The organism is Stenotrophomonas sp. Marseille-Q4652 (assembly GCF_916618915.1).
Classification (GTDB): Bacteria; Pseudomonadota; Gammaproteobacteria; order Xanthomonadales; family Xanthomonadaceae; genus Stenotrophomonas.
In genome coordinates, this window is sequence record NZ_CAKAKE010000001.1 from 3,035,345 (window position 1) to 3,056,025 (window position 20,681).

Below are 20,681 nucleotides of genomic sequence, written 5' to 3' on the forward strand. Positions count from 1 at the left end.
ACAGGTATCAGTCGGTGTTCGGGTGCGCACGGGGTAGCGCTTCTGGGTCCACGGACCGCGGAAGTGATGCCGCTGCAACGCGGTGGCTCGGCTGCTTACGCAGACAACGCCGAACAGGACAGCAACCACCACGACAGACCCCGGCTTCATCGCAAAACCGGCTGTTTTGAGTCATGCACAAAAAAGGCCCCCTCGCGGGGGCCTCCATACCTTCACAGAGCCGGGATCAGCGGCCGTCGCCGTCGGCGTCTCCGGGCAGCTTGCGCTCGACGCGGTGCCAGGCATCGCGTACGGCGCTCCTGGCGTCGGCCCAGGTCATGCGCGAGGTGCCGCGCGAGGTTTCCCAGTTGCGCTCCAGGTCGCTCTCGAGGCGGTCGTCCCACTCGCGGTCGGCATAGTTGGCGCGGGCGTAGGTACCGTAGCGATAGGCCGGCCGATAGTCGTTCTCGTAGTCGTAGTCGGCCTTGTAGTAGTCGGCCGAGCGGTACTGGTCGGCGTAGTAGCGGTCGGTGTCGGCGTAGGTGCGGTAGGTGCGGTCGGAGCGGTCAAACGCATCGCGCACGGCATCCTTGGCCTGCTCCCACTTCAGGCGCGATCCGCCCTTGGCGGTCTCCCAGCCGGAGCGCACGTCCGACTCCAGCGAGTCGTCCCAGCGACGGTCGCCGTACTGGCTGCGCACGGAATTGCCGTAGGTGTAGGCGGGAGCGTAATCGGTGTCGTAGTCGTACTGGCGGTCCACGTAGGGGCGGTTGGTGTGTTCGCCGCGCCAGTACTCCACCTCGCCGGTCGGGTCGACGCGCTCAGCCACGCCCTTGCCCGCTGCGGCGCCGGCTACGGTGCCGATGGCGCCACCGATCAGGGTGCCGATCGGCCCGAACAGGGAGCCGACGGCGGCGCCGGCCACGGCACCGCCGGTGCCGCCAACGCCAACGCCGACAGGATGGGAACCGGGCGCGCCGGTCAGCGGATCACGATTCATGTCACGGGCGTCGTTGTTCATGCTGGCTCTCGTTGTTGGGATGGGGGTCCAGCTTTTCAGCGGTGCTGTTTGGCGTACGTGTGTTCCGCTTCAACGCTGGATGAAACCCGGAAGCGATTCAGGCAATAGAAAGCCCGCACGCGGCGGGCTTTTCGTGGTCAGTCCCCGTGAATCAGCCGCCCATCAGGCCGCCACCGACCTTGCCTGGCAGGCTGTCGTCGTCCGCATCGTCATCCCGGGCCGGATCGATCTCGCCGATCTCCGGATTGATGCCGCCATCGGGGGCCGGGCCGTCCGGATCGATGCCACCGTGGTTGTCCGGACGCGGGTCGGGCAGTGTGTCCGGATCGTTGCGGGCCGGATCGGGGTTGTTGCGTGGCTCATGCTGATTCATTGGCATTTCCGTGGGGGGAGGGAGTGCATTCAGGTGGTGCCGAAGCTGCGGCTGGCCTGTGCACCGGCGGCGAATGCCGGCTCTTCGCGGGCGTCCTCGATCAGCGGATCACCGTGCGGTGCGGTGGTGGTGCGCTGGTCACGCAGGGAGGTGGTCTGGCTGGATTCGCTGGCCTGCGTATTGCGGCGCTGCCATGCGCGGTAGGCGGCATAACCAAGGGCGCCGACAACAAGGGTCCTGAGGATTCCCATACTTGTTCTCCAGGGTGTGGTTGGGTTGACCTGCAGGTTGGCGCGGGCGCGGTTAGCGGCCCGTGACCCGGGGATCAAGGCAGCGCCAAGGTGTGACGAAACGGCCCGCCAGAGGGCGGGCCGTGGGGCTCAGTGTCGCAGGCTGACGTGCTGCAGGCCGCTGGCCTCGACCGCGGCCAGCACCCTGGCGAGGCTTTCGTACTCGGCGCCATCGGCAGTGGCGATGCGCAGCACCGGCGGATTGCCCGCATGTCCGCTGGCCTGCTCGCGCAGGCGTGGTGCCAGCTCGGCCATCGCTACCGGCGTGCCGTTCCAGCTGAGCTGGTTGGCCTCGTCCAGGCGCAGTTCGATCGGCGGCGGAGGTTGGGGTCGCTCGACCATGCTGTCACTGCGTTGTGGCAGCGCGACGGTGATTGGCCGCGCCACGATCGGCGCGGTGACGATGAAGATGATCAACAGCACCAGCATCACGTCGACCAGCGGGGTCACGTTGATGTCGGCCAGTGGTCCGGAACTTCCTGCGGTACCGAACGCCATGGTTTGCTCCCTGCAGAGGGGCCGGTTGCCCCGATAGCAGCTTCACCCGGCCGGATACGAAACGGGCCGCCATGCAGGCGGCCCGTTCAGCACCCATTTCCAGTCCGCGACGCTCAGCCCTTGTGGCGGCCGTCGTGGCCGTGGTCCAGCCAGTTGTGGCCACGGTTGTCGAGGAAGAACACGTAGACCACCAGGGACACGGCGATGATTGCCGTGGCGTAGGCCACGAAGCCGGTCATGTGCTCGCCGCGCAGGGCGGCCTGGTAGAGCAGGGGCGAGGTGCCACCGAAGGCGGAGTTGGCCAGCGCATAGCCCAGGCCGACGCCCAGCGCCCGCACGTGGGTCGGGAACAGCTCGGCCTTCACCACTGCATTGATCGAGGTATAGCCGGTCAGGATCACGAAGCCGATGGTGAGGATGGAAAAGGCCGCCAGCCAGTCGGACTGCTGCGGCAGGTACAGCACCAGGTACCAGGTATAGAGCACGCCACCGACGCCGAAGAACACCAGCAGCGACTTGCGGCCGACGATGTCCGACAGCCAGCCACCGACGGGCTGCATCAGCATCAGCACGGTCAGTGCGATCAGGTTGATGACCACGCCGGTCATCACGTCGCCGCCGGAGAACAGGCCCTGGATCATCTTCGGCCCGATCACCGAGTAGGTGTAGAACGCCAGCGTACCGCCGGCGGTGATCAGGAAACACAGCAGCAGCGGCCGCCACTGGTTGACGAACAGTTCGCGCAGCGAGCCCGAGGCCTTGTCCTCGCCGCTGCGTGCGGCCTCGATCGCCTCGCTGCCCAGTGACTCGTCCATGGTGCGGCGCATGCGGAACACCACGATCGCGGCCAGGCCACCCAGGCCGAATGCCACGCGCCAGCCCCAGTCGGAGATCTGGCTGGTGTCGAGCAACTGCAGCATGATCAGCAACGTCAGCTGCGCCAGCACGTGGCCGCCGACCAGGGTGACGTAGTGGAACGAGGACAGGAAGCCACGCCGGCCCGGGATCGCCGCCTCGGACATGTAGGTGGCACTGGCGCCGTACTCGCCGCCGGTGGCAAAGCCCTGGACCAGGCGCGCCATCAGCAGGATCACTGCCGCGGCCATGCCGATGCTGTTGACCGTCGGGGTCAGCGCGATCACGAACGAGCAGCCGGCCATCAGCGACACCGACACGGTCAGCGCCAGGCGGCGGCCATAGCGGTCGGCGAAGCGCCCGAAGTACCAGGCGCCGATCGGTCGCATCAGGAACGTCATGGCGAAGATCGCCCACACGTACAGCGTGGCGTTCTTGTCCTCGGGGCGGAAGAACTGCGACTCGAAGTAGGCCGCGAAGACCGAGTAGACGTAGACGTCGTACCACTCCACCAGGTTGCCGGCCGAGCCCTTGAGGGTGTTGGAGATCGAGCGGCGCAGGCTCGGGGCGGGTGGGGCGGTGGACGTGATCGCGTCTGTCATCAGTAGGTTGTCGTCGAGGGGGGGGCGGGAAGTATAGGGAAGGCACGCCATGCACGGCGTCGGCCAATCGTCGTAGACGGCATGAATGGGCAGGCGGTGGCCTGCGCTGCACACGGCGCAGACACCGGCATAACCGCGATGGACGCAGCGTATGCACGCGGCAGCAAGCCGCGTCACGGAGAGCGGAATGATCGCCACCCGTAACCCCCATCCGGGCGAAGACCGGGCAATGCCGGCCAAGTCCCGCCATCCGGCCATCGCGGTATCCCGGCGGCATCCGCCGATGCCGGCAAAGCCCGTCCAGACCCCTCCGGGGCCAGCGCAGGCGCGTCGCCAGGGCAGCGTCCGCGGCCACTGATCCCCTTTACCGCCAACGGAGCGTACCCATGCCACGCGGAGAAAAATCAGCTTACACCGACAAGCAGAAGCGCCAGGCCGCGCATATCGAACAGAGCGAAGAGAAGAAGGGACGCTCGGATAAGGACGCCGAGCGCATTGCCTGGGCCACGGTCAACAAGCAGGACGGTGGCGGCAAGCAGTCCGGATCCGGGCGCAAGTCGCACTGACGGAAATAGAAGGACGGACACGAAAACGGGCGGCCACTGGCCGCCCGTCTTCATTAAACAGCAGTGGCGCCGGAGCCGCCGGGCTCACTGCTCCTCTTCGTCTTCCTCGTCCTCGTCGTCTTCTTCCTCTTCTTCCTCGTCCTCGAAGGCGCTGAGCTCCTCGATGCGCAGGAAGCCGGGCAGGGTGTCGGCAAAGCCGACCTGCGCCCCACTGGCCACCATCGGCCGCACCTGACGGGTCATGGCCGACTCCACCAGCGCAAAGCAGACCAGGGACTGGGCGATTTCCTCGCCCTCTTCTTCGAACACGGCAACCCAGCCGGCGGCGGGCATGATCTGGATGATGTTGTCTTGCACGTTGGAAAGGTCGGTCGGTGGAAGGAATGCCGAGATTGCGGCAAGCGCGTGGCCGGTGCAATCCGCGCGGTCTCGTGCGGCAGGTGGCCCCCGAACAGGACGTGCTGCGAGCCGCAGTTGTGGCCGCTGCTGGCGCGCTAAGGACAGACTCACTGCGTGCTCCGGCCTGCGCCCGCTGCGCGGGAGGCGATTACGGCTGGCCCCAGCCGGCTGCATCTGCTCGACCGCCAAGCGCAAGTCGCACTGGCGCGGCTGGATCTGCGAGAGCCGGCCCTGATCTGCTTGACTCACGCGGGCCGCTTTCTTCTCCGGTATGTTGCGCGGCACTGATCGCCACTTCCGGAGACCTGCATGAGCCGCCTGACCGCGAAGGACTTCTCCCCCGAACTGCTCGAGCTCTACGACGGCTACGTGCATGGCCGCATCAGCCGCCGCCAGTTCCTGGACCGGGCCGCCACGCTGGCCGTCGGTGGCATGACCGCCATCGGCATCCTCGCCGCGCTCAGCCCGGACTACGCGCTGGCCCAGCAGGTGCAGTTCACCGATCCGGACATCGTCGCCGAGTACATCCAGTACCCCTCGCCCAATGGCCACGGCCAGGTGCGCGGCTACCTGGTGCGGCCGGCGAAGGCGCAAGGGCCGCTGCCGGGCGTGGTGGTGGTGCACGAGAACCGCGGGCTCAATCCCTACATCGAGGACGTGGCCCGGCGCGTGGCCAAGGCTGGCTTCGTGGCGCTGGCGCCCGATGGCCTGAGCTCGGTCGGCGGCTATCCCGGCAATGACGAAAAGGGCCGCGAGCCGCAGGCCAGGGTCGATCCGACCAGGCTGATGAACGACTTTTTCGCCGCCATCGAGTACCTGCTGGGCGAGGGCCGCACCACCGGCAAGGTCGGCATCACCGGCTTCTGCTACGGCGGTGGCGTGTGCCATGCCGCGGCGGTGGCGTATCCGGAACTGGCCGCGGCGGTGCCGTTCTACGGCCGCCAGGCGAAGCCCGATGACGTGCCCAAGATCAAGGCGCCGCTGCTGATCCACTTCGCCGAGACCGACCCCAACGTCAACGCCACCTGGCCGGACTACGAGAAGGCGCTCAAGGCCGCCGGCACGGTGTACGAGGCGCACTTCTATCCCGGCACCAACCACGGCTTCCACAACGACTCGACCCCGCGCTACGACAAGGCCGCCGCCGAACTGGCGTGGGAACGCACCCTGGCCTGGTTCCGCAAATACCTGGCCTGATCCCGGGTGGGGATGACCGCGGTGGGTAGGGGATAATGGCCGCCCCCTCCCTCCGCCGGTCGCGTGGCTGCCTGCCGCGCCGGCACGCAGCTGCCCCCATCCCATGTCCCTGCTTCGAACCGAACTGGCGCAGTGGCGCGCCCATCCGCTGCGCGAACTGCTGGCCGGCGCCGTTGCCACCTTCGCGCTGATCCCCGAGGTCATCGCCTTCTCCTTCGTCGCCGGGGTGGACCCGCAGGTCGGGCTGTTCGCCTCGTTCGTGCTGAGCATCGTGATCGCGGTGTTCGGCGGACGCCCGGCGATGATCACCGCCGCGGCCGGCTCGGTCGCGCTGGTCGCCGCGCCCCTGGTGTCCCAGCACGGCCTGCCCTACCTGTTCGCCGCCGGCCTGCTGGCCGGTGCGGTGCAGGTGCTGTTCGGCGTGCTGCGGCTGGGCGTGCTGATGCGCTTCGTCAGTTCCTCGGTGCGCACCGGCTTCGTCAACGCGCTGGCGATCCTGATCTTTGCCGCGCAGCTGCCGCACCTGGACAACGCCAACGGCGCGACCTGGGCAATGCTCGCCCTCGGCCTGGCGGTGATCTACGGCCTGCCGCGGCTGCCGCTGCCGGGCGTCAAGGTGATTCCCTCGCCGCTGATCTGCATTGCCGTGCTCAGCGTGCTGGCCGCGGTGTTGGACCTGCCGCTGAAGACCGTGGCCGACCTGGGTCAGCTGCCCGGCGCGCTGCCGCAGTGGCTGGGCCTGCCGCAGGTGCCGTGGGAGCTGGAGACCCTGCGCATCATCGCGATGCCGGCGCTGGCCATTGCCATGGTTGGCCTGCTGGAGTCGCTGATGACCGCGCGCGTGGTCGATGAACTGACCGACACGCCCAGCCCCAAGAACCGTGAATCGGCCGGCCTGGGCCTGGCCAACATCAGTGCCAGCCTGTTCGGCGGCATCGCCGGCTGCGGCATGATCGGCCAGACCGTGAGCAACGTCAGATACGGCGGCCGCGGCCGGCTGTCGACGCTGTTTGCCGGCGTATTCCTGCTGGTGCTGATGGTGGCGCTCAAGCCGTGGGTGTCGCAGGTCCCGGTGGTGGCGCTGGTGGCGATCATGGTGATGGTCAGCGTGGCGACCTTCGACTGGCGCAGCCTGCGCGCGCTGGCCCGGCACCCGCGCCTGTCCGGCGTGGTCATGCTGGCCACCGTCGCGGTGACCCTGTTGACCCACAATCTTGCCGCGGGCGTCGGCGTGGGCGTGCTGCTGAGCGGGGTGTTCTTCGCGCTGAAGGTGGCTCGGCTGCTGCAGGTCGGGCACGCCGACGACGCCGATGGCGTGCGCCGCTACCGGGTCAGCGGCCAGGTGTTCTTCGCCTCGGCCGATGCCTTCATCGATGCCTTCGATCCGCGCGGCCTGCCCGGCAGCACGGTGGAGATCACCCTGGCTGACGCGCGGCTGTGGGACATCACCGCGGTGGCGGCACTGGACACCGTGGTCTCGCGCTTCCGCCACCACGGCATCAGGGTGCGCGTGCACGGCATGGACCGGCACAGCCGCAGCCTGCTGCGGCGGGTGCGCCGTGACGCGGACCTGGAGGACTACGGGCTGGAAGCGGGCTGATCGCTCAGAACGGCACCGGCGAGTGCAGGACCAGCGCCTGCCCGGTGACCGGGTGGGTGAAGGCCAGTTCGCAGGCATGCAGGCAGACCCGCGGCGCCGGCCGGGCACCGTAGAACACGTCACCGACGATGGGGTGGCCGAGGCTGGCCAGGTGCACGCGCAACTGGTGGCTGCGCCCGGTCACCGGCTCCAGCCGCAGCCGCGTCTGCCCCAGCACCGGGTCGAAGCCCAGCCGCTGCCAGCGGGTCAGCGCCGGCTTGCCGCGTTCGTGGTCCACCATCTGCCGCGGCCGGTTCGGCCAGTCGCAGATCAGCGGCAGGGCGATCTCGCCGGCCTCGGCGGCCACCTCGCCTTCGACCAGCGCCTCGTAGCGCTTGGACACCTGGCGCCGTTCGAACAGCCCCGACAGCGCGGCCTGCATGTCCTTGCCCAGCGCGTAGAGCATCAGCCCGGAGGTGACCTGGTCCAGCCGGTGCACGGTCAGCGCATCGGGATGGGCACGCTGCAGCCGGGTGACCAGGCAGTCCTGGTTTTCCGGGGTGCGGCCGGGCACCGACAGCAGGCCGGCCGGCTTCTCGGCCACCAGCAGGTAGGGGTCGGCATGGTGCAGCTGGGGGTCGGGGAACACGCCAGGGTGGCCGCGGTGGGGGGCGCGATAGCGTACCCGCTGGTGGCACCGCCGCGTTCCAAACGCCTGTTGGCGTCAAGAATTCTTCGTGGAGTACGATACAGTTAGCCATGGCGCGTGTTCAGCCGTGACCGGGCTGACCGGCGTGTTCATCGTTGCAGGAGCCTGAAATGCCAACGCGGGAGTCAATACGGGAGCCCATCGGGGACGGCATGGACCATGCCGCCGAGGGCCCGTACACGCTCAACGCGGCGGTCTGGGCCGTGCTGGCGCTGCTGGTCGGCCTGCTGGTGACGGCCGAGATCGCGCGGCGCGAGTGGGTCAGCCAGCACTGGCACGCGGCCGAGCTGCAACACTCGCTGGCCGATGCCGCCCAGACCCGGCTGCGCGCGCCCTTCGATGGCGCCGCCGTTGCGCTGCGCTCGATGCAGACCGTGTTCCTGGCCGATGACGTGGTCACCCAGGCCGATTTCGACCAGTACCAGCGCAACCTGCTGATGGCGCAGATGGTCGAGGGTTACGTGCTGACGGCCTTTGCCCGTCGCTACGAGGACCCGGCCATGCCGGGCCACCCGGTCTACCGCTGCGACTTCGTCTCGCCGCTGGCCGGCAACGAGGTGCTGGTCGGCTTCGACATCGCCCGCCAGCCGGAGAACCTCAAGGCGCTGCTGCGTTCGCGCGACAGCGGCATGGCCACCGCCTCGATGCCGTTCACCCTGCTGCAGTTCCAGGGCTCGCCCGGGGCGGAAGGCCGGGGCATCACCGTGCGCATGCCGGTGTACACGCAGGGGCCGCTGCCGGCCACCGCCGAGGAGCGCCGTGAACGCGAACTGGGCGCGCTGGCGGTGAGCATGCGCACCGAGCCGCTGGTACGCGAGGCGCTCAAGGGCCCCATCCTCGAATACATGGACGTGGTGATCCGCGATCTCGACGCGCTGCCTGGCCAGGAAGAGATCTATGCCAGCGGCGAGCTGCCGGCCGACGCCGGCAAGGTCCAGGTCCGCCACCTGGATTTCGGCGGTCGGCGCTGGGAAGTGCGATTGTGGCCGAAGATCGAGATCGCCCAGTGGGGGCAGTTCCGGCTGATCCTCCTCGCCGGCACCACCACCAGCATGCTGCTGGCGCTGTTCCTGTGGTCGCAGATCACCTCCCGCCGCCGCGCGGTGGCGCTGGGCCGCGACATGCGCCAGCGCTTCGGCGAGAGCGAGAACCGCTTCCGCGTGCTCAACGACGTGCTGCCGGCGCTGGTGCTGCTGGCCGAGGGCCGTGGCGGGCGCATCACCTACATCAACCAGGCCGCGCGCCGGCAACTGGGCGAGGTGGTCGGTGCGCCGCTGGCCTCGCTGTTCAACGACCCCGGGGTCGGTGCCAGCGCCATTGCCGAGGCCTCGGAGAACGGCAGCTGGGAAGGCGCCGATGCGCTGATGCTCGACGGCCAGGATGGCCCCGGCTTCTGGGCCACCGCCTCGCTGGCCCACGTCGAGGTCGATGCCGAGCCGCACCTGCTGATGGTCGCCACCGACGTCAGCGCGCAGCGGGCGATGACCGAGCAGTTGCGTTACCAGGCCGCCCACGACGAACTGACCGGGCTGTACAACCGCCGCGAGTTCGAGCGGCGCCTGCGCGAGCAGCTGGCGCTGCGCAGCGAGGACCCGGACGCACCACCGTTCGCGCTGCTGTACATCGACCTGGACCAGTTCAAGCTGATCAACGACCTGTCCGGGCACATGGCCGGCGACCAGTTGCTGGTGCAGCTGGTCCACGCCATGCGCCGCGAGCTGCGCGACGGCGACGTGCTGGCGCGGCTGGGCGGCGACGAGTTCGGCCTGCTGGCGCTGGACGTGGACCCGCAACAGGCCGACGCGCTGGCCGAACGCCTGCGCCGCTGCATCGAAGGGGTGATCTTCCAGTGGCACGGACGCACGTACACCACCAGTGCCAGCATTGGCCTGGTGGTGGTCGACGGTGCCGGCTGCACGCTCAGGGACCTGCTCGCCTGGGCCGACAGCGCCTGCTACCAGGCCAAGGAGAACGGGCGCAACCGCGTGTGCTGGTACCGCGACGACGCCGATGCCACCCGCCGCATCGGCGAGATGGAATGGACCAACCGCATGCGCTGGGCGCTGGAACGCGACGCCCTGCTGCTGGATTACCAGGAAGTCACTGGCCTTGATCCGGACGAGGCACGCAGCACCCACATCGAACTGCTGCTGCGCATGCGCGACGAGCAGGGCGAGGTGGTCGCGCCCGGCGCGTTCCTGCAGGCGGCCGAGCGCTACGGCCTGATGCCGGCGATCGACCGCTGGGTGATCCGCACCGCACTGGCCAACTTCAAGCGCCTGCACCCGGTGGGCGCGACGATCGACACGGTGGCCATCAACCTGTCCGGCGCCAGCATCGAGGACGAGGGCCTGGCCGATTTCATCCTGGATGCAATTACGCAATACGGGGTCGAGCCGCACCGGCTGGTCATGGAAATCACCGAAACCGTGGCCGTGCGCGACCTGGCGCGCGTGGTGCGGGTGATCGAACGCCTGCGCGCGGTCGGCTGTCGCATCGCGCTGGACGACTTCGGTGCCGGCATGTCCTCCTTCGGCTACCTGAAGAACCTGCCGGTGGACGTGATCAAGATCGACGGAAGCTTCGTGCGCGACCTTGGCAACGACCCGATGAGCTACACCATCATCGACGCGGTCACCCGCATCGGCCACCAGCGCGGGCTGAAGGTGGTCGCCGAGTGGGTCGACAGCCAGCAGACCGTGGAAGTGCTGCGCGGCCTCGGCGTTGACTACGCCCAGGGCTTTGCCCTGCACCGTCCGGAGCGGGTGCTGTTCCAGCGCGACCGCTGAGTCCGTTTCCGGCGCCGTGGCGCGGGTGGGCGAGGCTGATAATCGCGCTGTCACCTTGCGGGAGATGGGGATGTCGCGATTGCTCATGAAGGTGCCGGTCATCGCGCTGGCGGGACTGGTGCTGGGCTGCAGTGGCGGGAGCGACCCGGTCGCACCGGCAGGCACGGCCGAAGTGGTGCAGGACACCCCGGCAGCGGAGATCCCGCCGCCGCCTATGGAACACGTGCCCCGCGCCGCACCGCGCGGCGTGGGCGGACAGTGGCAGACCGACATCGGTCCGGGCGTGGACATCGCCTACGTGGCCTCCGGCTCCACCGACCGCATCGACGTCAGCTGCAGGCACGCGCGTGACGGCAGCAGCGCACTGGACTTCCGGCTGGAGGGGCAGCGTCCGGAAGGGCGCGTGACCCTGGTCTTCGGCCCCGTCAACCGGGTGCAGGTGGAGGTGCAGCAGGGACGGATGGAAGCCCGCGGCGGTGTCGACGGGCTCCGCTTCGACGAAGTCGTCGCCGGCCTGCGCAGCCACGGATCGGTGACCGTGCGCGATGACGCTGGCCGCGAAGTCGAGTTCACCCTGCACAACGCCGCCCGCGCGATCCCGGCCGACTGCCGCGGTTGACGCCGCGGCAGTGGGTGGCCTGCTTCACGCAAGCCCAATGCATCCGGGCCGACCATCGCCCTGCGCCGCGCCGGCGCGCAACCGGAGCACGGGCATGAAGCACGGCATTGGCAGGAGCACGCGGCTGCTCGGCCTGGCACTGGCCGGCTTTGCCCCGGTGGCCCTGGCCCACCATGGCTGGGACTGGGCCGAGCAGGAGCAGAGCACGCTGGACGCCACGGTGGTATCGGTGTCGATGACGCCGCCGCATCCCGGCCTGCAGGTCAGGGCCGATGACGGCAGTACCTGGAAGATCGACCTGGGCAATCCCAACCAGACCGAACGCTCGGGCTTCCGCGCCGACAGCGCCAGGGCTGGCGACCGCATCAGCGTGCTCGGCAACCGCAACAGGGACGCCGCGAAGAAGCACATGAAGGCGGTACGCATCGTCGTCGAGGGCACGCCCTACGTGCTGTACCCCGAGCGCCTGCAGGCGCCGTGACCGCGTGGCTGGACGCGCTGCAGGCCTGGCCGGGCGCGCGCTGGCTGCAGGAGTCGGGCACGGCGTGGATGCTGGTCAACGCCAGCCACCTGCTCGGCATCGCCCTGTTGCTGGGCAGCATCCTGCCGCTGGACCTGCGGCTGCTGGCCGGACGCGAACGGCTGCCACTGTCCGCCCCTACGCGCGCGGCGATCCGCACCGCCGCGCTGGGGCTGGTGCTGGCCATCGCCACCGGGCTGTGGATGTTCAGCGCGCAGCCGCGCGAGTACCTGGGCAATGCGGCTTTCGCGTGGAAGCTGGCGCTGGTCGCAGTGGCGCTGGCCAATGTGGCCGCCCAGCACCGGCTGCTCCGGCGCACCCGTACGGGGCAGCCGCACATCGGCGTACGCGCGCTGGCTGCGCTGTCCTCGCTGCTGTGGCTGGCCACGCTGCTGGCCGGGCGCTGGATCGGCTTCCTGTGAGGCCGCGGCGCAGTACCGCGGGAGTCAGCGCCGGCTGGCGAGCACGCCGTCCAGCGCGAGCTGCGTCTTGAACCCGGCCTTCTCAAGTCGCTTGGCGACCTCGCGCGGCACGTCGCGGCCGCTGGTCAGCCTGTTGGGGCTGCCGGTGTAGTGGAACAGCTTGCCGCCCCGGCGCAACACGCGCGCGAGCTGGTCATAGAACGCCTGCGAGTACAGCTCGCCGGCGATGCCAAAGCGCGGCGGGTCGTGCAGGATCGCGTCCACCGAGGCATCGCCGATGCCGGTGATTGCCTGCGAGACGTCGGCATGGGTCAGCTGCAGCCGGCCACCGGCCGCAGGCGAGGACGGATCCGGCGACCACGGATTGAGCGTGCGCAGCCACAGCACGTCTGCGTTCTTCTCGAACGAGAACATCCGCGCCACCCCGGCTTCCAGGCAGCAGGCGGCGAAGTAACCCAGCCCGCCGCACGTATCGAGCACCGTGCGCCCGGCCGGTTCGACCAGCGCCACCTTGCGCCGCGCATCCTCGAACGGGGAGACCTGCGCGCTGGGCAGCATCTTGATGCCGTCGATCTCGAATGTCGGCGCGCCCCACTCGGTCGGCACCAGCTTGATCAGGCTGCCGGAGAAGCGCGATACCGGCTCGAAGTCCTCGCCATCCCAGTAGTACAGGGTGCGGTCCTTGAGCTTGCCCGGGTACGGATAGTCCTGGTCCTGCCACTGCCAGCGGTCGGCCGCCAGCGTCGCCTGGCCGGTGCTGCGCCCCAGGTCCAGCGAACCCTCCCACTGCGCCTCGCCGCGGTCGCGCGTGGCCAGCAGGGAGTCGGCGAGGGGACGGGTGAGCAGCGGGCCGGTGTAGTGGTTCAAGACGGAGGCAGGCGCGCGGATGCGGCCGGGCAGGGAACGGGGCTGCATCCTAACCCACCACCGCGCATGCAGGCCCGCAACCGGCAACTGCGGCATCATGGCCGGTGCCATGCAAAGGGGAGTGCACATGGATACAGCCCGCAGGCCACGCATCGGCGTGGCTCTCGGTGGCGGCTCGGCCCGCGGCTGGGCGCATATCGGCGTGTTGATGGCGCTGGAAGAAGCCGGCATCCGTCCGGACGTGATCGCCGGCACCTCGATCGGCGCGCTGGTCGGCGCGGTCCACGCCGGCGGCCAGCTGGCTGCGTTCGAGGAATGGGTGCGCACGCTGACCCGGCGCGACGTGATGTCGCTGATGGATTTCCAGTTCGGCAGCGGCATGCTCAAGGGCGTGCGGCTGATGGACTTCCTGCGCAACCGCTTCAGCAATGCGGATATCGAGGAGCTGGCGATCCCGTTCGGCGCTACCGCCACCGCACTGGAGACCGGTGCCGAGGTGTGGCTGCGCAGCGGCTCGACCATCGATGCGGTGCGCGCGTCGATCGCGCTGCCGGCGCTGTTCACCCCGGTCCACCACGAGGGACGGCTGCTGGTCGACGGCGGCCTGGTCAACCCGGTGCCGGTCTCGCTGGCGCGGGCGATGGAAGCGGAGATCGTGATCGCCGTTGACCTGGCCTCCGGCCTGGTCGGGCGCAACCTGCGTCCCAGCGAGGTGCAGCCGGTGGAGCAGGGCGGCCATGAGTGGCTGCGCAGGCTGCAGGCCAGCGTCGGCAGCCTGCTGCCGTCCTCGGCACCGGCCGCGCCGGCGCTGCCGTCGTTGCTGGCAGTGATGAGCGCCAGCATCGACATCATGCAGGTGCGCATCACCCGCAGCCGCATGGCCGGCGATCCGCCCGAGGTGCTGCTGCGGCCGCAGGTGGCCGACATCGGGCTGCTGGATTTCCACCGCGCCACCGAGGCGATCGAAGCCGGACGCCGCGCGGTCGAGGTGGACCTGCCCTCGTTGCAGCTGCACTGCGCCGCGGCGATGAAGCGTTGAGGCCAGCCCCGCGCAGGTGAACGGGGGCGTGCCCGGCGCGGCGCTGGCGGGAACTTCGCCGCGTTGCGGGCGGTCAGTTGGCGCTCGATATCGCGGCAAGGGATGCAGATGGATGTGGCGGCAGGCAGCCGTGGCGTGACCCACCCACGTGACGCAGTGGAGTGGTTGCCGCAGGCCACCGCGGTGCTGGTCACTGCAACTGTGCTGGCGCTGGCCGCCGCCGCGCTGCTCGATCGCCCGCCCCCGGCAGCCGACCGCGGGCAAGCGCGGATGGTGCTGCGTTTCCTGGAGCGTGCCCCGGCGCCGGTGCCATCGACGCCCGGTGTGATGCGCGTGGCTGCGCCGGCATTGGTGCCGTCCCGGGCACGTGTTCCGTCAAGCCCGGGTGCCGCGGCCCCGGAACAACCGCCAGCGCCACGCGAGGGGTCCACCTCGACCAGCGCCAGGCTGTACGACGCCAACGGCCAGGTACGCTTGCCGGCCAACGTCGCGGTGGACCCGCTGGATCCTGGTGCCACCGCGCCTCCGGGCATGACCAACGAACGCGCGCTGCGCCGCGCCCGGCAGGTGCTCGAGCGACCACAGGCGTTGCCGTACGAGCCCACGCGCTTTGCGAAGGACTGGGCCAGCGATGGCACCCTCGGCGACGCCGCCATGCAGGCGGTCGGCCGGCAGATGAAGAAGCTGACCCGGGTGATCTTCGGCGATGACATCCAGGCGGCGGTGGCCAGGCCGCCACCGGACGTTCGCTTCAATCCCGCACTGCACGAGCAGCCCTCGGACCTGGGCAGCGCGGCCACCGGTGATGCCTACAAGGCGGCGCCGATTCCCGCGGAGAAGGCACCGGACCTCAACGGCACCGCCAGCGCGGTGATCCGCGCGGCCATCGGCGAGGTCGAGGCCCGCCATCGCGGCTGCAGCGCTGCGCAACTTCGGGATGCGCTGGGCATCGTGCTGCCGCACCTGCAGGAACTGCAGCGGGTGGAGCGGATGGCCGCCAATGGCACTGACCCGGTGATGGCAGAGCACAGCCTGCCTGCGGCGGCCGACAGCGCCTACGACCTGGCGCGGCGCGCGCTGTGGTATTCGCACCGCCAGCTGCAGCAGATGCGCTGCGGCGGCTGAGCGCGGTTACGGCTCCAGGCTGAAATGCACCAGGGTCACGTCCTCGTCCGCGCTGAACCCCGGATACAGCGACTGCAGGACCGCCAGCAAACCGGCCACGCAGCGGCAGTCCGGATCGTGCTCATCGCGCAGGTCGGCGTCGGTGAGGCTGGCAAACGGGCGGCAGTCGGTCTGCAACGTACACGGCGCTGACAGGCTGCCATCGCCCATCCGGATCCGGGCCATCGCCACGCCCAGCCAGCGCCTGCCGCGGCGCACGCTGGTGTTGCGGCCGGCCAGGAAGCACGGGCGCTGGAACTCGAGGATGGGCAGTGCGTCAGGCATTCGGCATACCGGCTGTGGCGCCGCATTGTCGGCCGCAATGCGGTGGCCGGCCAGTCATCACCTCCGATTCGCGCCACCGGCGCGACCATCGCCGCCCGCCTGCTGCCCTGTCCGTGAATGCGTCCGTTGCTGGCCACCCTGTTGCTGCTGTTCCTGTCCGCGTGGGACGTGGGAGCGCGCACGATCTACCGCTGCGTGCAGGGCGGCACGGTCAGCCTGGCCACCGCGCCGGAACCGGGGTCACGCTGCAAGGCGGTCGAGGTGGACGACAACGCAGTGCAGACGCCCAACCTGTGGGGCAACTTCGGCGTGTTCAGCGGCGTGCTCTACGAACGCGAGCAGGACGGAAAGCTGGTCTATTCCACGCGCCGGCTGCCCGGCTCGCGCGAGTTCCTGAAGTTCACCGTGGCCACCCCCGAGGGCGAGCCGGCGCATCCGGGCATGGGCAAGGTCGGCAAGCCGCAGCTGGACCGCCATGCGAAACAGTTCCGCGCCGCGGCCAGGGCCACCGGCGTGGAGGATGCATGGCTGCGCGCCATTGCCCATGCCGAGAGCGCCTTCGACGAGCACGCGGTGTCCAGCAAGGGCGCGCAGGGCGTGATGCAGCTGATGCCCGAGGTCGCCGCGCAGTACGGCGTGCGCGATCCGTTCTCGGCCGAGGAATCGATCCGCGCCGGCGCGCGCCACATGAAGTCGCTGCTGCAGCGCTACCGCGGCGACCTGACGCTGGCCGCGGCCGCCTACAACGCCGGCATGGCCGCGGTGGAGCGGTATGGCGGCGTGCCGCCGTATGCGGAGACGCGTGGCTACATCGAACGCGTGCTCGCCCTGCACGCACGCTACCGCGAAGCGATGGGCCCGCCACCGGAACGCCCGGCGCGCTGAGCCAGGCAGTTCCGCCGGTCGTCGCAAGCGTCTATCGTGCGCGCTTCCCCGGAGTTTCGAATCGCGCATGAAGCCAGCCAGATGGATCGCGGCAGTCCTGCTGCTCGTTGTGGTTGCCCTGCTGGCTACGCTGTGGCTGCCACGCAAGCCCGGGCCGGTCGAGCCCGCAGCCACGCCGCTGGGCTGGCGCGCGCAGCTGGAACTGCTGGCCGGCGACGGCATTGGTGGCGCGGATGACGTTGCGGCAATGCAGGCGCGTTTCAGCGATCCCTGGGGTGTGGCCATCGATGCGGCCGGCACGGTCTACATCGCCGATGCCGGCGACAACAACCGCATCCGCCGCCTGTGGCTCGATGGCCGGGTCGAAACCCTGGCCGGTGGCCGCGAGGGTTTCGCCGACGGGCAGGGCTCGGCAGCGGCCTTCCACACCCCGTCCGGCATCGCGCTGGACCGTGCCGGCAACCTCTATGTCGCCGACACCGGCAACCACGCCATCCGCAAGGTCAGCGCGCAGGGCGCGGTCAGCACGCTGGCCGGCAACGGCGAGCCGGGCAATGCCGATGGCACCGGCGCGCAGGCGCGCTTCAACGGGCCGATGGGCGTGGCAGTGGATGCCGGCGGACGTGTGTACGTGGCCGATACCTGGAACGACGCGATCCGCGTGATCGAACCCGATGGCCGCGTACATACCCTGGCCGGGGCCGGCATCCCGGGCCACCAGGATGCGCCCGGCGCGCAGGCGCGCTTCGATACCCCGACCGACCTGGCCGTTGACGCGCAGGGCCGGGTGTGGGTGGCCGACATGGGCAACCGCGCGCTGCGCCGGGTCGGGACCGATGGCAGCGTGACCACGCTGCCGGGTGAGCTGTGGGAACCGATGTCGATCGCGCTCAGCCACGATGGCGTGGCCTACGTCGGTGAGCGCCAGTCCGGGCGCGTGGTGCAGGTCAGCCCGGCCGGGCACGTCGTCGCGCTCAATGACGAGGACCGTGGCACCCGGCTGGCCCGTCCCGCGGGCCTGGCGCTGGCGCCGGATGGCAGCGTGCTGGCCAGCGACGCCGCCAGTTACCGCCTGCACCGGCTGACGCCGCTGGCCGAAGGCCAGACGCCACTGCCGGCCGTGGTTGGACCGTCACCGGACGATCCGCTGCCGCGCAGCCAAGGGCGCTGGCCGCTGCGTCCGCAGGACGGCTGGCACGAGGTGGTCGGCACGCTTGGCGAGGTGCGCGGCAATTTCAGCGGCGAGAACCGCCACCACCTGCACGGCGGGCTGGATATCCGCGGCGACGTCGGGCAGACCGTGCTGGCCATCGCCGACGGCAAGGTCAGCAGCCCGTCGGCGACCTGGACCCCGGGGCGGCAGGCCGAGGGCATGTCGCTGGACCGGCTGGACTACATCCACATGAAGGTCGGCCGCGATCCGCGCAACCGCGCGCTGGACCCGCGCTTTACGCTGCTCACCGACGAGGACGGCCGCCTGGAGCGGGTGCGCGTGCGTCGCGGCACCCGCTTCCGCGCCGGCGACGCCCTGGGCAGCATCAACAACCAGGCACACGTGCACCTGGTGGTCGGTCCCGGCGGCTACGAGCGCAACGCGGCGCTGCTTGGTTTCACCAATTTCGTCGATACGGTGGCGCCAAGGATCGATGCGGTGTTCCTGCTCGACGCCCACGACCAGCCACTGCGCGAGCGCCGCAACGGTCGCGTGCGGGTGCCCCGCGAAGGGGCGGGCGTGCAGGTCGTGGCCGAAGCCTGGGACCAGGTCGATGGCAACCTGCCACGACGCCGGCTGGGCCTGTACGCGCTGGGCTACCAGATCCTCGATGCCGCCGGCCGGCCGCTGCCGGGGTACGAGTCGCCGCGCATGAACATCGAGTTCAACCGCATGCCGCCGCAGGACGAGGCGGTCAAGGCGATCTACGCGCCCGACAGCGGCATCACCGTGCACGGCAGCGCGGTCACCCGCTTCCAGTACGTGGTCACCAACAGCATCCGCGATGGCCTGCTCGCCACCGGGCTGTGGCAGCCGGGCGAGCTGCCGGCCGGGGACTACACGGTGCGCATCACCGCGCGCGATTTCAGCGGCAACGCCGCCCAGGCCGGTCGCGACCTGCCGATCACCCTGGAGTAGCCCGCCGCCTCAGGCGCCGACGCGGGCGCGCTCGGCGTCCATGTCGTGCACCGGGCGCACCTCGATGCTGCCAAAGCGCGACCACGGGAAGCCGTGGGCGATGCGCACCGCCTCGTCGATGTCGCGTGCCTGGATCAGGTTGAAACCGGCCAGGATCTCGCGGCTCTCGGCGAACGGCCCGTCGGTGATCCGCGTCTGCCGGTCGCGGGTGCGCAGGGTGCGTGCGGTGGCCGGCGGCTCCAGCTGCTGCGAGGCCAGCAGCACGCCCTGCGCCTTGAGCTCGTCGGCATGGCGCAGGCAGCCGCGCATCAGCTCGTCGTATTCAGCGGCGGGCGCGGCCTGCACCAGCTCGGGGTCGATGTTGATCGTCATCAGGAACTGCATCGCGGCTCTCCGTCAGGGCAGGGACCGATGATGCCGCATCCCCCGTGGAGGCGGGGTTCGTTGCGGCGCACCAACCCCGCAAGAAGAAATCTGCCACGCATGTCGATTGCTGCCGGCCTCATCCGTCGTACCCGTTGAGAGCCCAGGTGAGGGCGTCACGATACGGGTGCGCGATGAAGGTGATGGTGATCGTCAAGGCCACGGCGGACAGCGAGGCCGGGCAACTGCCGACCCACGACGAACTGGCCGCCATGGGCCGCTTCAACGAGGAACTGGTCGAGGCAGGGGTAATGCTGGCCGGCGAGGGGCTGCATCCCAGCGAGCGCGGCGTGCGGGTGCGCTTCGACGGCGTAACGCGCAGCGTGATCGAGGGTCCCTTCGCCGGAACCGGAGAGCTGGTTGCCGGCTTCTGGCTGTGGCAGGTGCGCTCGCTGGAGGAGGCCGTGGAATGGCTCAAGCGCGCACCCTTTGGCTCCCGCTGCGTGAAGACCGTGGAAATCCGCCCGGTCTTCACCATGGATGACTTCGGCCAGGCCTTCACCCCTGGACTGCGCGAGCAGGAGCAGCGCCTGCGCGAACGCATCGGCACCGCTGACTGAATCCCCCACCCACAAGGAGCATTGCCATGAAACTGATTCCGTTCTTCGCCTTCCAGGGCCAGGCCCATGAAGCCATGGCGTTCTACGCGCAAGCGCTGGGCGGCAAGGTCGTATCCGAAACCCGTTACCGCGACATGCCGCCGGGCGGGGACATGGGCGAGGGCTGCGGTCAGCCCAGCCAGGACACCCTGGACCCTATCGCCCACAGCCAGCTGGAAGCGGGCGGGGCGGTGCTGATGGCGGCCGACGGACCGTCCCATGGCGACGGCGGTGGCACCACCACGGTCAACGTCGAGGTCGACTCGATCGAGGAAGCCGAACGCGTGTTCGCCGCGCTGGGCCGAGGGCGGCAAGGTCCAAATGCCGATGACCGAGACCTTCTGGGCCCATCGCTGGGGCTTCCTGCACGACCGCTACGGCAAGCCGTGGATGGTCAACTGCATGAAGCCGATGCCGGCGCCCTGAGCAGGAGAATCCAAATGACTGCACCGCAGATGATCTTCATCAACCTGCCGGTCCGCGACCTGGATCGCGCCAAGGCGTTCTTCAACGCGCTCGGCTATGCCTGCAATCCACAGTTCACCGACCACCAGGCCGCCTGCGTGGTGGTCAGCGATGCGATCTTCGTGATGCTGCTGGTGGAGCCGTTCTTCCGCGAATTCACTGCCAAGCCACTGGTGGACGCGCATGCACAGACCGAGGTGATCACCTGCCTGTCGGCGCCCAGCCGTGACGGCGTGGACGCAATGCTGGAAAAGGCGTTGGCCGCCGGCGCCAGCGAGCCCCGGCCGCCACGGGATTACGGCTTCATGTACCAGCGCAGCTTCCAGGACCTGGACGGACACCTGTGGGAGATCGCGCACATGGATGGCGAGCCGGGTTGAGTGCGGGGCTTGACGTGGCGCGTGC

23 protein-coding genes and 1 pseudogene are annotated in these 20,681 nt (G+C 69.6%); 14 read left to right on the forward strand and 10 right to left on the reverse strand.

Annotated features, from left to right (window positions below; genetic code table 11):
* Positions 1 to 226: 226 nt before the first annotated feature.
* The 5 genes from LG380_RS14360 to LG380_RS14380 form a co-directional block, all read right to left on the reverse strand.
* Entirely contained in the window at positions 227 to 1,000 is a 774-nt protein-coding gene (locus LG380_RS14360; RefSeq protein WP_225766003.1) for a hypothetical protein, read from the reverse strand.
* Positions 1,001 to 1,151: 151 nt separating this feature from the next.
* Entirely contained in the window at positions 1,152 to 1,373 is a 222-nt protein-coding gene (locus tag LG380_RS14365; protein ID WP_225766005.1) for a hypothetical protein, read from the reverse strand.
* 29 nt (positions 1,374 to 1,402) lie between these two features.
* Entirely contained in the window at positions 1,403 to 1,624 is a 222-nt protein-coding gene (locus LG380_RS14370; RefSeq protein ID WP_225766007.1) for a hypothetical protein, read from the reverse strand.
* Positions 1,625 to 1,753: 129 nt separating this feature from the next.
* On the reverse strand, positions 1,754 to 2,161 hold the full coding sequence (locus tag LG380_RS14375) for a biopolymer transporter ExbD (protein WP_225766009.1): 408 nt from the start codon (positions 2,159 to 2,161) through the stop codon (positions 1,754 to 1,756).
* 113 nt (positions 2,162 to 2,274) lie between these two features.
* A complete protein-coding gene (locus LG380_RS14380; RefSeq protein ID WP_225766011.1) occupies positions 2,275 to 3,618 on the reverse strand; it encodes an MFS transporter in 1,344 nt (447 codons plus the stop codon).
* Between the two features lie 386 nt (positions 3,619 to 4,004).
* On the opposite strand from LG380_RS14380, the gene LG380_RS14385 reads away from it, so the two are divergent.
* Positions 4,005 to 4,184 carry a hypothetical protein gene (locus tag LG380_RS14385; RefSeq protein ID WP_225766684.1) on the forward strand — a complete coding sequence of 60 codons (180 nt, stop codon included), beginning with the start codon at positions 4,005 to 4,007 and terminating at the stop codon, positions 4,182 to 4,184.
* A gap of 84 nt (positions 4,185 to 4,268) precedes the next feature.
* Here LG380_RS14385 and LG380_RS14390 read toward each other — a convergent pair whose 3' ends face one another.
* Positions 4,269 to 4,541, reverse strand: a complete 273-nt coding sequence (locus tag LG380_RS14390) for a hypothetical protein (RefSeq protein ID WP_225766013.1) — start codon at positions 4,539 to 4,541, stop codon at positions 4,269 to 4,271.
* Between the two features lie 351 nt (positions 4,542 to 4,892).
* Here LG380_RS14390 and yghX point away from each other — a divergent pair, with 351 nt between their 5' ends.
* Both yghX and LG380_RS14400 read left to right on the forward strand, forming a co-directional pair.
* Entirely contained in the window at positions 4,893 to 5,780 is an 888-nt protein-coding gene (yghX, locus tag LG380_RS14395; protein ID WP_225766014.1) for a YghX family hydrolase, read from the forward strand.
* A 103-nt stretch (positions 5,781 to 5,883) separates the two neighbouring features.
* Complete coding sequence (locus tag LG380_RS14400; RefSeq protein WP_225766016.1) at positions 5,884 to 7,380, forward strand: SulP family inorganic anion transporter; 1,497 nt, start codon at positions 5,884 to 5,886, stop codon at positions 7,378 to 7,380.
* Between the two features lie 4 nt (positions 7,381 to 7,384).
* On the opposite strand, the gene LG380_RS14405 is transcribed toward LG380_RS14400, so the two are convergent.
* Positions 7,385 to 8,008 carry an RluA family pseudouridine synthase gene (locus LG380_RS14405; protein ID WP_225766018.1) on the reverse strand — a complete coding sequence of 208 codons (624 nt, stop codon included), beginning with the start codon at positions 8,006 to 8,008 and terminating at the stop codon, positions 7,385 to 7,387.
* A 212-nt stretch (positions 8,009 to 8,220) separates the two neighbouring features.
* On the opposite strand from LG380_RS14405, the gene LG380_RS14410 reads away from it, so the two are divergent.
* The 4 genes from LG380_RS14410 (at position 8,221) to LG380_RS14425 (ending at position 12,418) form a co-directional block, all read left to right on the forward strand.
* On the forward strand, positions 8,221 to 10,857 hold the full coding sequence (locus LG380_RS14410; protein ID WP_225766020.1) for an EAL domain-containing protein: 2,637 nt from the start codon (positions 8,221 to 8,223) through the stop codon (positions 10,855 to 10,857).
* Positions 10,858 to 10,927: 70 nt separating this feature from the next.
* Positions 10,928 to 11,476: a hypothetical protein gene (locus LG380_RS14415; protein WP_225766022.1), complete on the forward strand. Its 549-nt coding sequence runs from the start codon at positions 10,928 to 10,930 to the stop codon at positions 11,474 to 11,476.
* 94 nt (positions 11,477 to 11,570) lie between these two features.
* Positions 11,571 to 11,957 carry a DUF6152 family protein gene (locus tag LG380_RS14420; RefSeq protein ID WP_225766023.1) on the forward strand — a complete coding sequence of 129 codons (387 nt, stop codon included), beginning with the start codon at positions 11,571 to 11,573 and terminating at the stop codon, positions 11,955 to 11,957.
* Entirely contained in the window at positions 11,954 to 12,418 is a 465-nt protein-coding gene (locus LG380_RS14425) for a DUF6644 family protein (RefSeq protein WP_225766025.1), read from the forward strand. Before LG380_RS14420 ends, LG380_RS14425 begins: the two co-directional genes overlap by 4 nt.
* A 24-nt stretch (positions 12,419 to 12,442) precedes the next feature.
* Here the strand turns inward: LG380_RS14425 and LG380_RS14430 are convergent, their stop codons facing one another.
* Positions 12,443 to 13,333 (reverse strand): SAM-dependent methyltransferase, encoded by an 891-nt coding sequence (locus LG380_RS14430; protein WP_225766027.1) that lies wholly within the window; start codon positions 13,331 to 13,333, stop codon positions 12,443 to 12,445.
* Positions 13,334 to 13,412: 79 nt separating this feature from the next.
* Between LG380_RS14430 and rssA the strand changes: the two genes are divergently transcribed.
* Together rssA and LG380_RS14440 are read left to right on the forward strand one after the other, a co-directional pair.
* Positions 13,413 to 14,324 carry a patatin-like phospholipase RssA gene (gene rssA, locus LG380_RS14435; RefSeq protein WP_225766029.1) on the forward strand — a complete coding sequence of 304 codons (912 nt, stop codon included), beginning with the start codon at positions 13,413 to 13,415 and terminating at the stop codon, positions 14,322 to 14,324.
* A gap of 135 nt (positions 14,325 to 14,459) precedes the next feature.
* On the forward strand, positions 14,460 to 15,449 hold the full coding sequence (locus tag LG380_RS14440; protein ID WP_225766031.1) for a hypothetical protein: 990 nt from the start codon (positions 14,460 to 14,462) through the stop codon (positions 15,447 to 15,449).
* A 6-nt stretch (positions 15,450 to 15,455) separates the two neighbouring features.
* Here the strand turns inward: LG380_RS14440 and LG380_RS14445 are convergent, their stop codons facing one another.
* On the reverse strand, positions 15,456 to 15,773 hold the full coding sequence (locus tag LG380_RS14445; RefSeq protein ID WP_225766032.1) for a hypothetical protein: 318 nt from the start codon (positions 15,771 to 15,773) through the stop codon (positions 15,456 to 15,458).
* A gap of 117 nt (positions 15,774 to 15,890) precedes the next feature.
* Here LG380_RS14445 and LG380_RS14450 point away from each other — a divergent pair, with 117 nt between their 5' ends.
* Positions 15,891 to 16,658, forward strand: a complete 768-nt coding sequence (locus LG380_RS14450; protein WP_225766033.1) for a lytic transglycosylase domain-containing protein — start codon at positions 15,891 to 15,893, stop codon at positions 16,656 to 16,658.
* Positions 16,659 to 16,725: 67 nt separating this feature from the next.
* Positions 16,726 to 18,789 carry a gluconolaconase gene (locus tag LG380_RS14455; RefSeq protein ID WP_225766034.1) on the forward strand — a complete coding sequence of 688 codons (2,064 nt, stop codon included), beginning with the start codon at positions 16,726 to 16,728 and terminating at the stop codon, positions 18,787 to 18,789.
* 9 nt (positions 18,790 to 18,798) lie between these two features.
* Here the strand turns inward: LG380_RS14455 and LG380_RS14460 are convergent, their stop codons facing one another.
* Positions 18,799 to 19,173 (reverse strand): YciI family protein, encoded by a 375-nt coding sequence (locus tag LG380_RS14460; protein ID WP_225766035.1) that lies wholly within the window; start codon positions 19,171 to 19,173, stop codon positions 18,799 to 18,801.
* 173 nt (positions 19,174 to 19,346) lie between these two features.
* Between LG380_RS14460 and LG380_RS14465 the strand changes: the two genes are divergently transcribed.
* The 3 genes and pseudogenes from LG380_RS14465 (at position 19,347) to LG380_RS14470 (ending at position 20,656) form a co-directional block, all read left to right on the forward strand.
* Positions 19,347 to 19,772: a YciI family protein gene (locus LG380_RS14465; protein WP_225766036.1), complete on the forward strand. Its 426-nt coding sequence runs from the start codon at positions 19,347 to 19,349 to the stop codon at positions 19,770 to 19,772.
* A gap of 26 nt (positions 19,773 to 19,798) precedes the next feature.
* A pseudogene (locus LG380_RS15915) lies at positions 19,799 to 20,237 on the forward strand (VOC family protein).
* 14 nt (positions 20,238 to 20,251) lie between these two features.
* The gene (locus tag LG380_RS14470) at positions 20,252 to 20,656 is read left to right on the forward strand and encodes a VOC family protein (RefSeq protein ID WP_225766656.1); all 405 of its coding nucleotides are present in this window, start codon (positions 20,252 to 20,254) and stop codon (positions 20,654 to 20,656) included.
* Positions 20,657 to 20,681: the final 25 nt, after the last annotated feature.

Coding starts and splice junctions, on each gene's coding strand:
- LG380_RS14360 (WP_225766003.1), bottom strand. CDS start 1,000: ATGAACAACGACGCCCGTGACATGAATCGTGATCCGCTGACCGGCGCG.
- LG380_RS14365 (WP_225766005.1), bottom strand. CDS start 1,373: ATGAATCAGCATGAGCCACGCAACAACCCCGATCCGGCCCGCAACGAT.
- LG380_RS14370 (WP_225766007.1), bottom strand. CDS start 1,624: ATGGGAATCCTCAGGACCCTTGTTGTCGGCGCCCTTGGTTATGCCGCC.
- LG380_RS14375 (WP_225766009.1), bottom strand. CDS start 2,161: ATGGCGTTCGGTACCGCAGGAAGTTCCGGACCACTGGCCGACATCAAC.
- LG380_RS14380 (WP_225766011.1), bottom strand. CDS start 3,618: ATGACAGACGCGATCACGTCCACCGCCCCACCCGCCCCGAGCCTGCGC.
- LG380_RS14385 (WP_225766684.1), top strand. CDS start 4,005: ATGCCACGCGGAGAAAAATCAGCTTACACCGACAAGCAGAAGCGCCAG.
- yghX (WP_225766014.1), top strand. CDS start 4,893: ATGAGCCGCCTGACCGCGAAGGACTTCTCCCCCGAACTGCTCGAGCTC.
- LG380_RS14400 (WP_225766016.1), top strand. CDS start 5,884: ATGTCCCTGCTTCGAACCGAACTGGCGCAGTGGCGCGCCCATCCGCTG.
- LG380_RS14410 (WP_225766020.1), top strand. CDS start 8,221: ATGGACCATGCCGCCGAGGGCCCGTACACGCTCAACGCGGCGGTCTGG.
- LG380_RS14415 (WP_225766022.1), top strand. CDS start 10,928: ATGTCGCGATTGCTCATGAAGGTGCCGGTCATCGCGCTGGCGGGACTG.
- LG380_RS14420 (WP_225766023.1), top strand. CDS start 11,571: ATGAAGCACGGCATTGGCAGGAGCACGCGGCTGCTCGGCCTGGCACTG.
- LG380_RS14430 (WP_225766027.1), bottom strand. CDS start 13,333: ATGCAGCCCCGTTCCCTGCCCGGCCGCATCCGCGCGCCTGCCTCCGTC.
- rssA (WP_225766029.1), top strand. CDS start 13,413: ATGGATACAGCCCGCAGGCCACGCATCGGCGTGGCTCTCGGTGGCGGC.
- LG380_RS14445 (WP_225766032.1), bottom strand. CDS start 15,773: ATGCCTGACGCACTGCCCATCCTCGAGTTCCAGCGCCCGTGCTTCCTG.
- LG380_RS14450 (WP_225766033.1), top strand. CDS start 15,891: ATGCGTCCGTTGCTGGCCACCCTGTTGCTGCTGTTCCTGTCCGCGTGG.
- LG380_RS14455 (WP_225766034.1), top strand. CDS start 16,726: ATGAAGCCAGCCAGATGGATCGCGGCAGTCCTGCTGCTCGTTGTGGTT.
- LG380_RS14460 (WP_225766035.1), bottom strand. CDS start 19,173: ATGCAGTTCCTGATGACGATCAACATCGACCCCGAGCTGGTGCAGGCC.
- LG380_RS14465 (WP_225766036.1), top strand. CDS start 19,347: ATGAAGGTGATGGTGATCGTCAAGGCCACGGCGGACAGCGAGGCCGGG.
- LG380_RS14470 (WP_225766656.1), top strand. CDS start 20,252: ATGACTGCACCGCAGATGATCTTCATCAACCTGCCGGTCCGCGACCTG.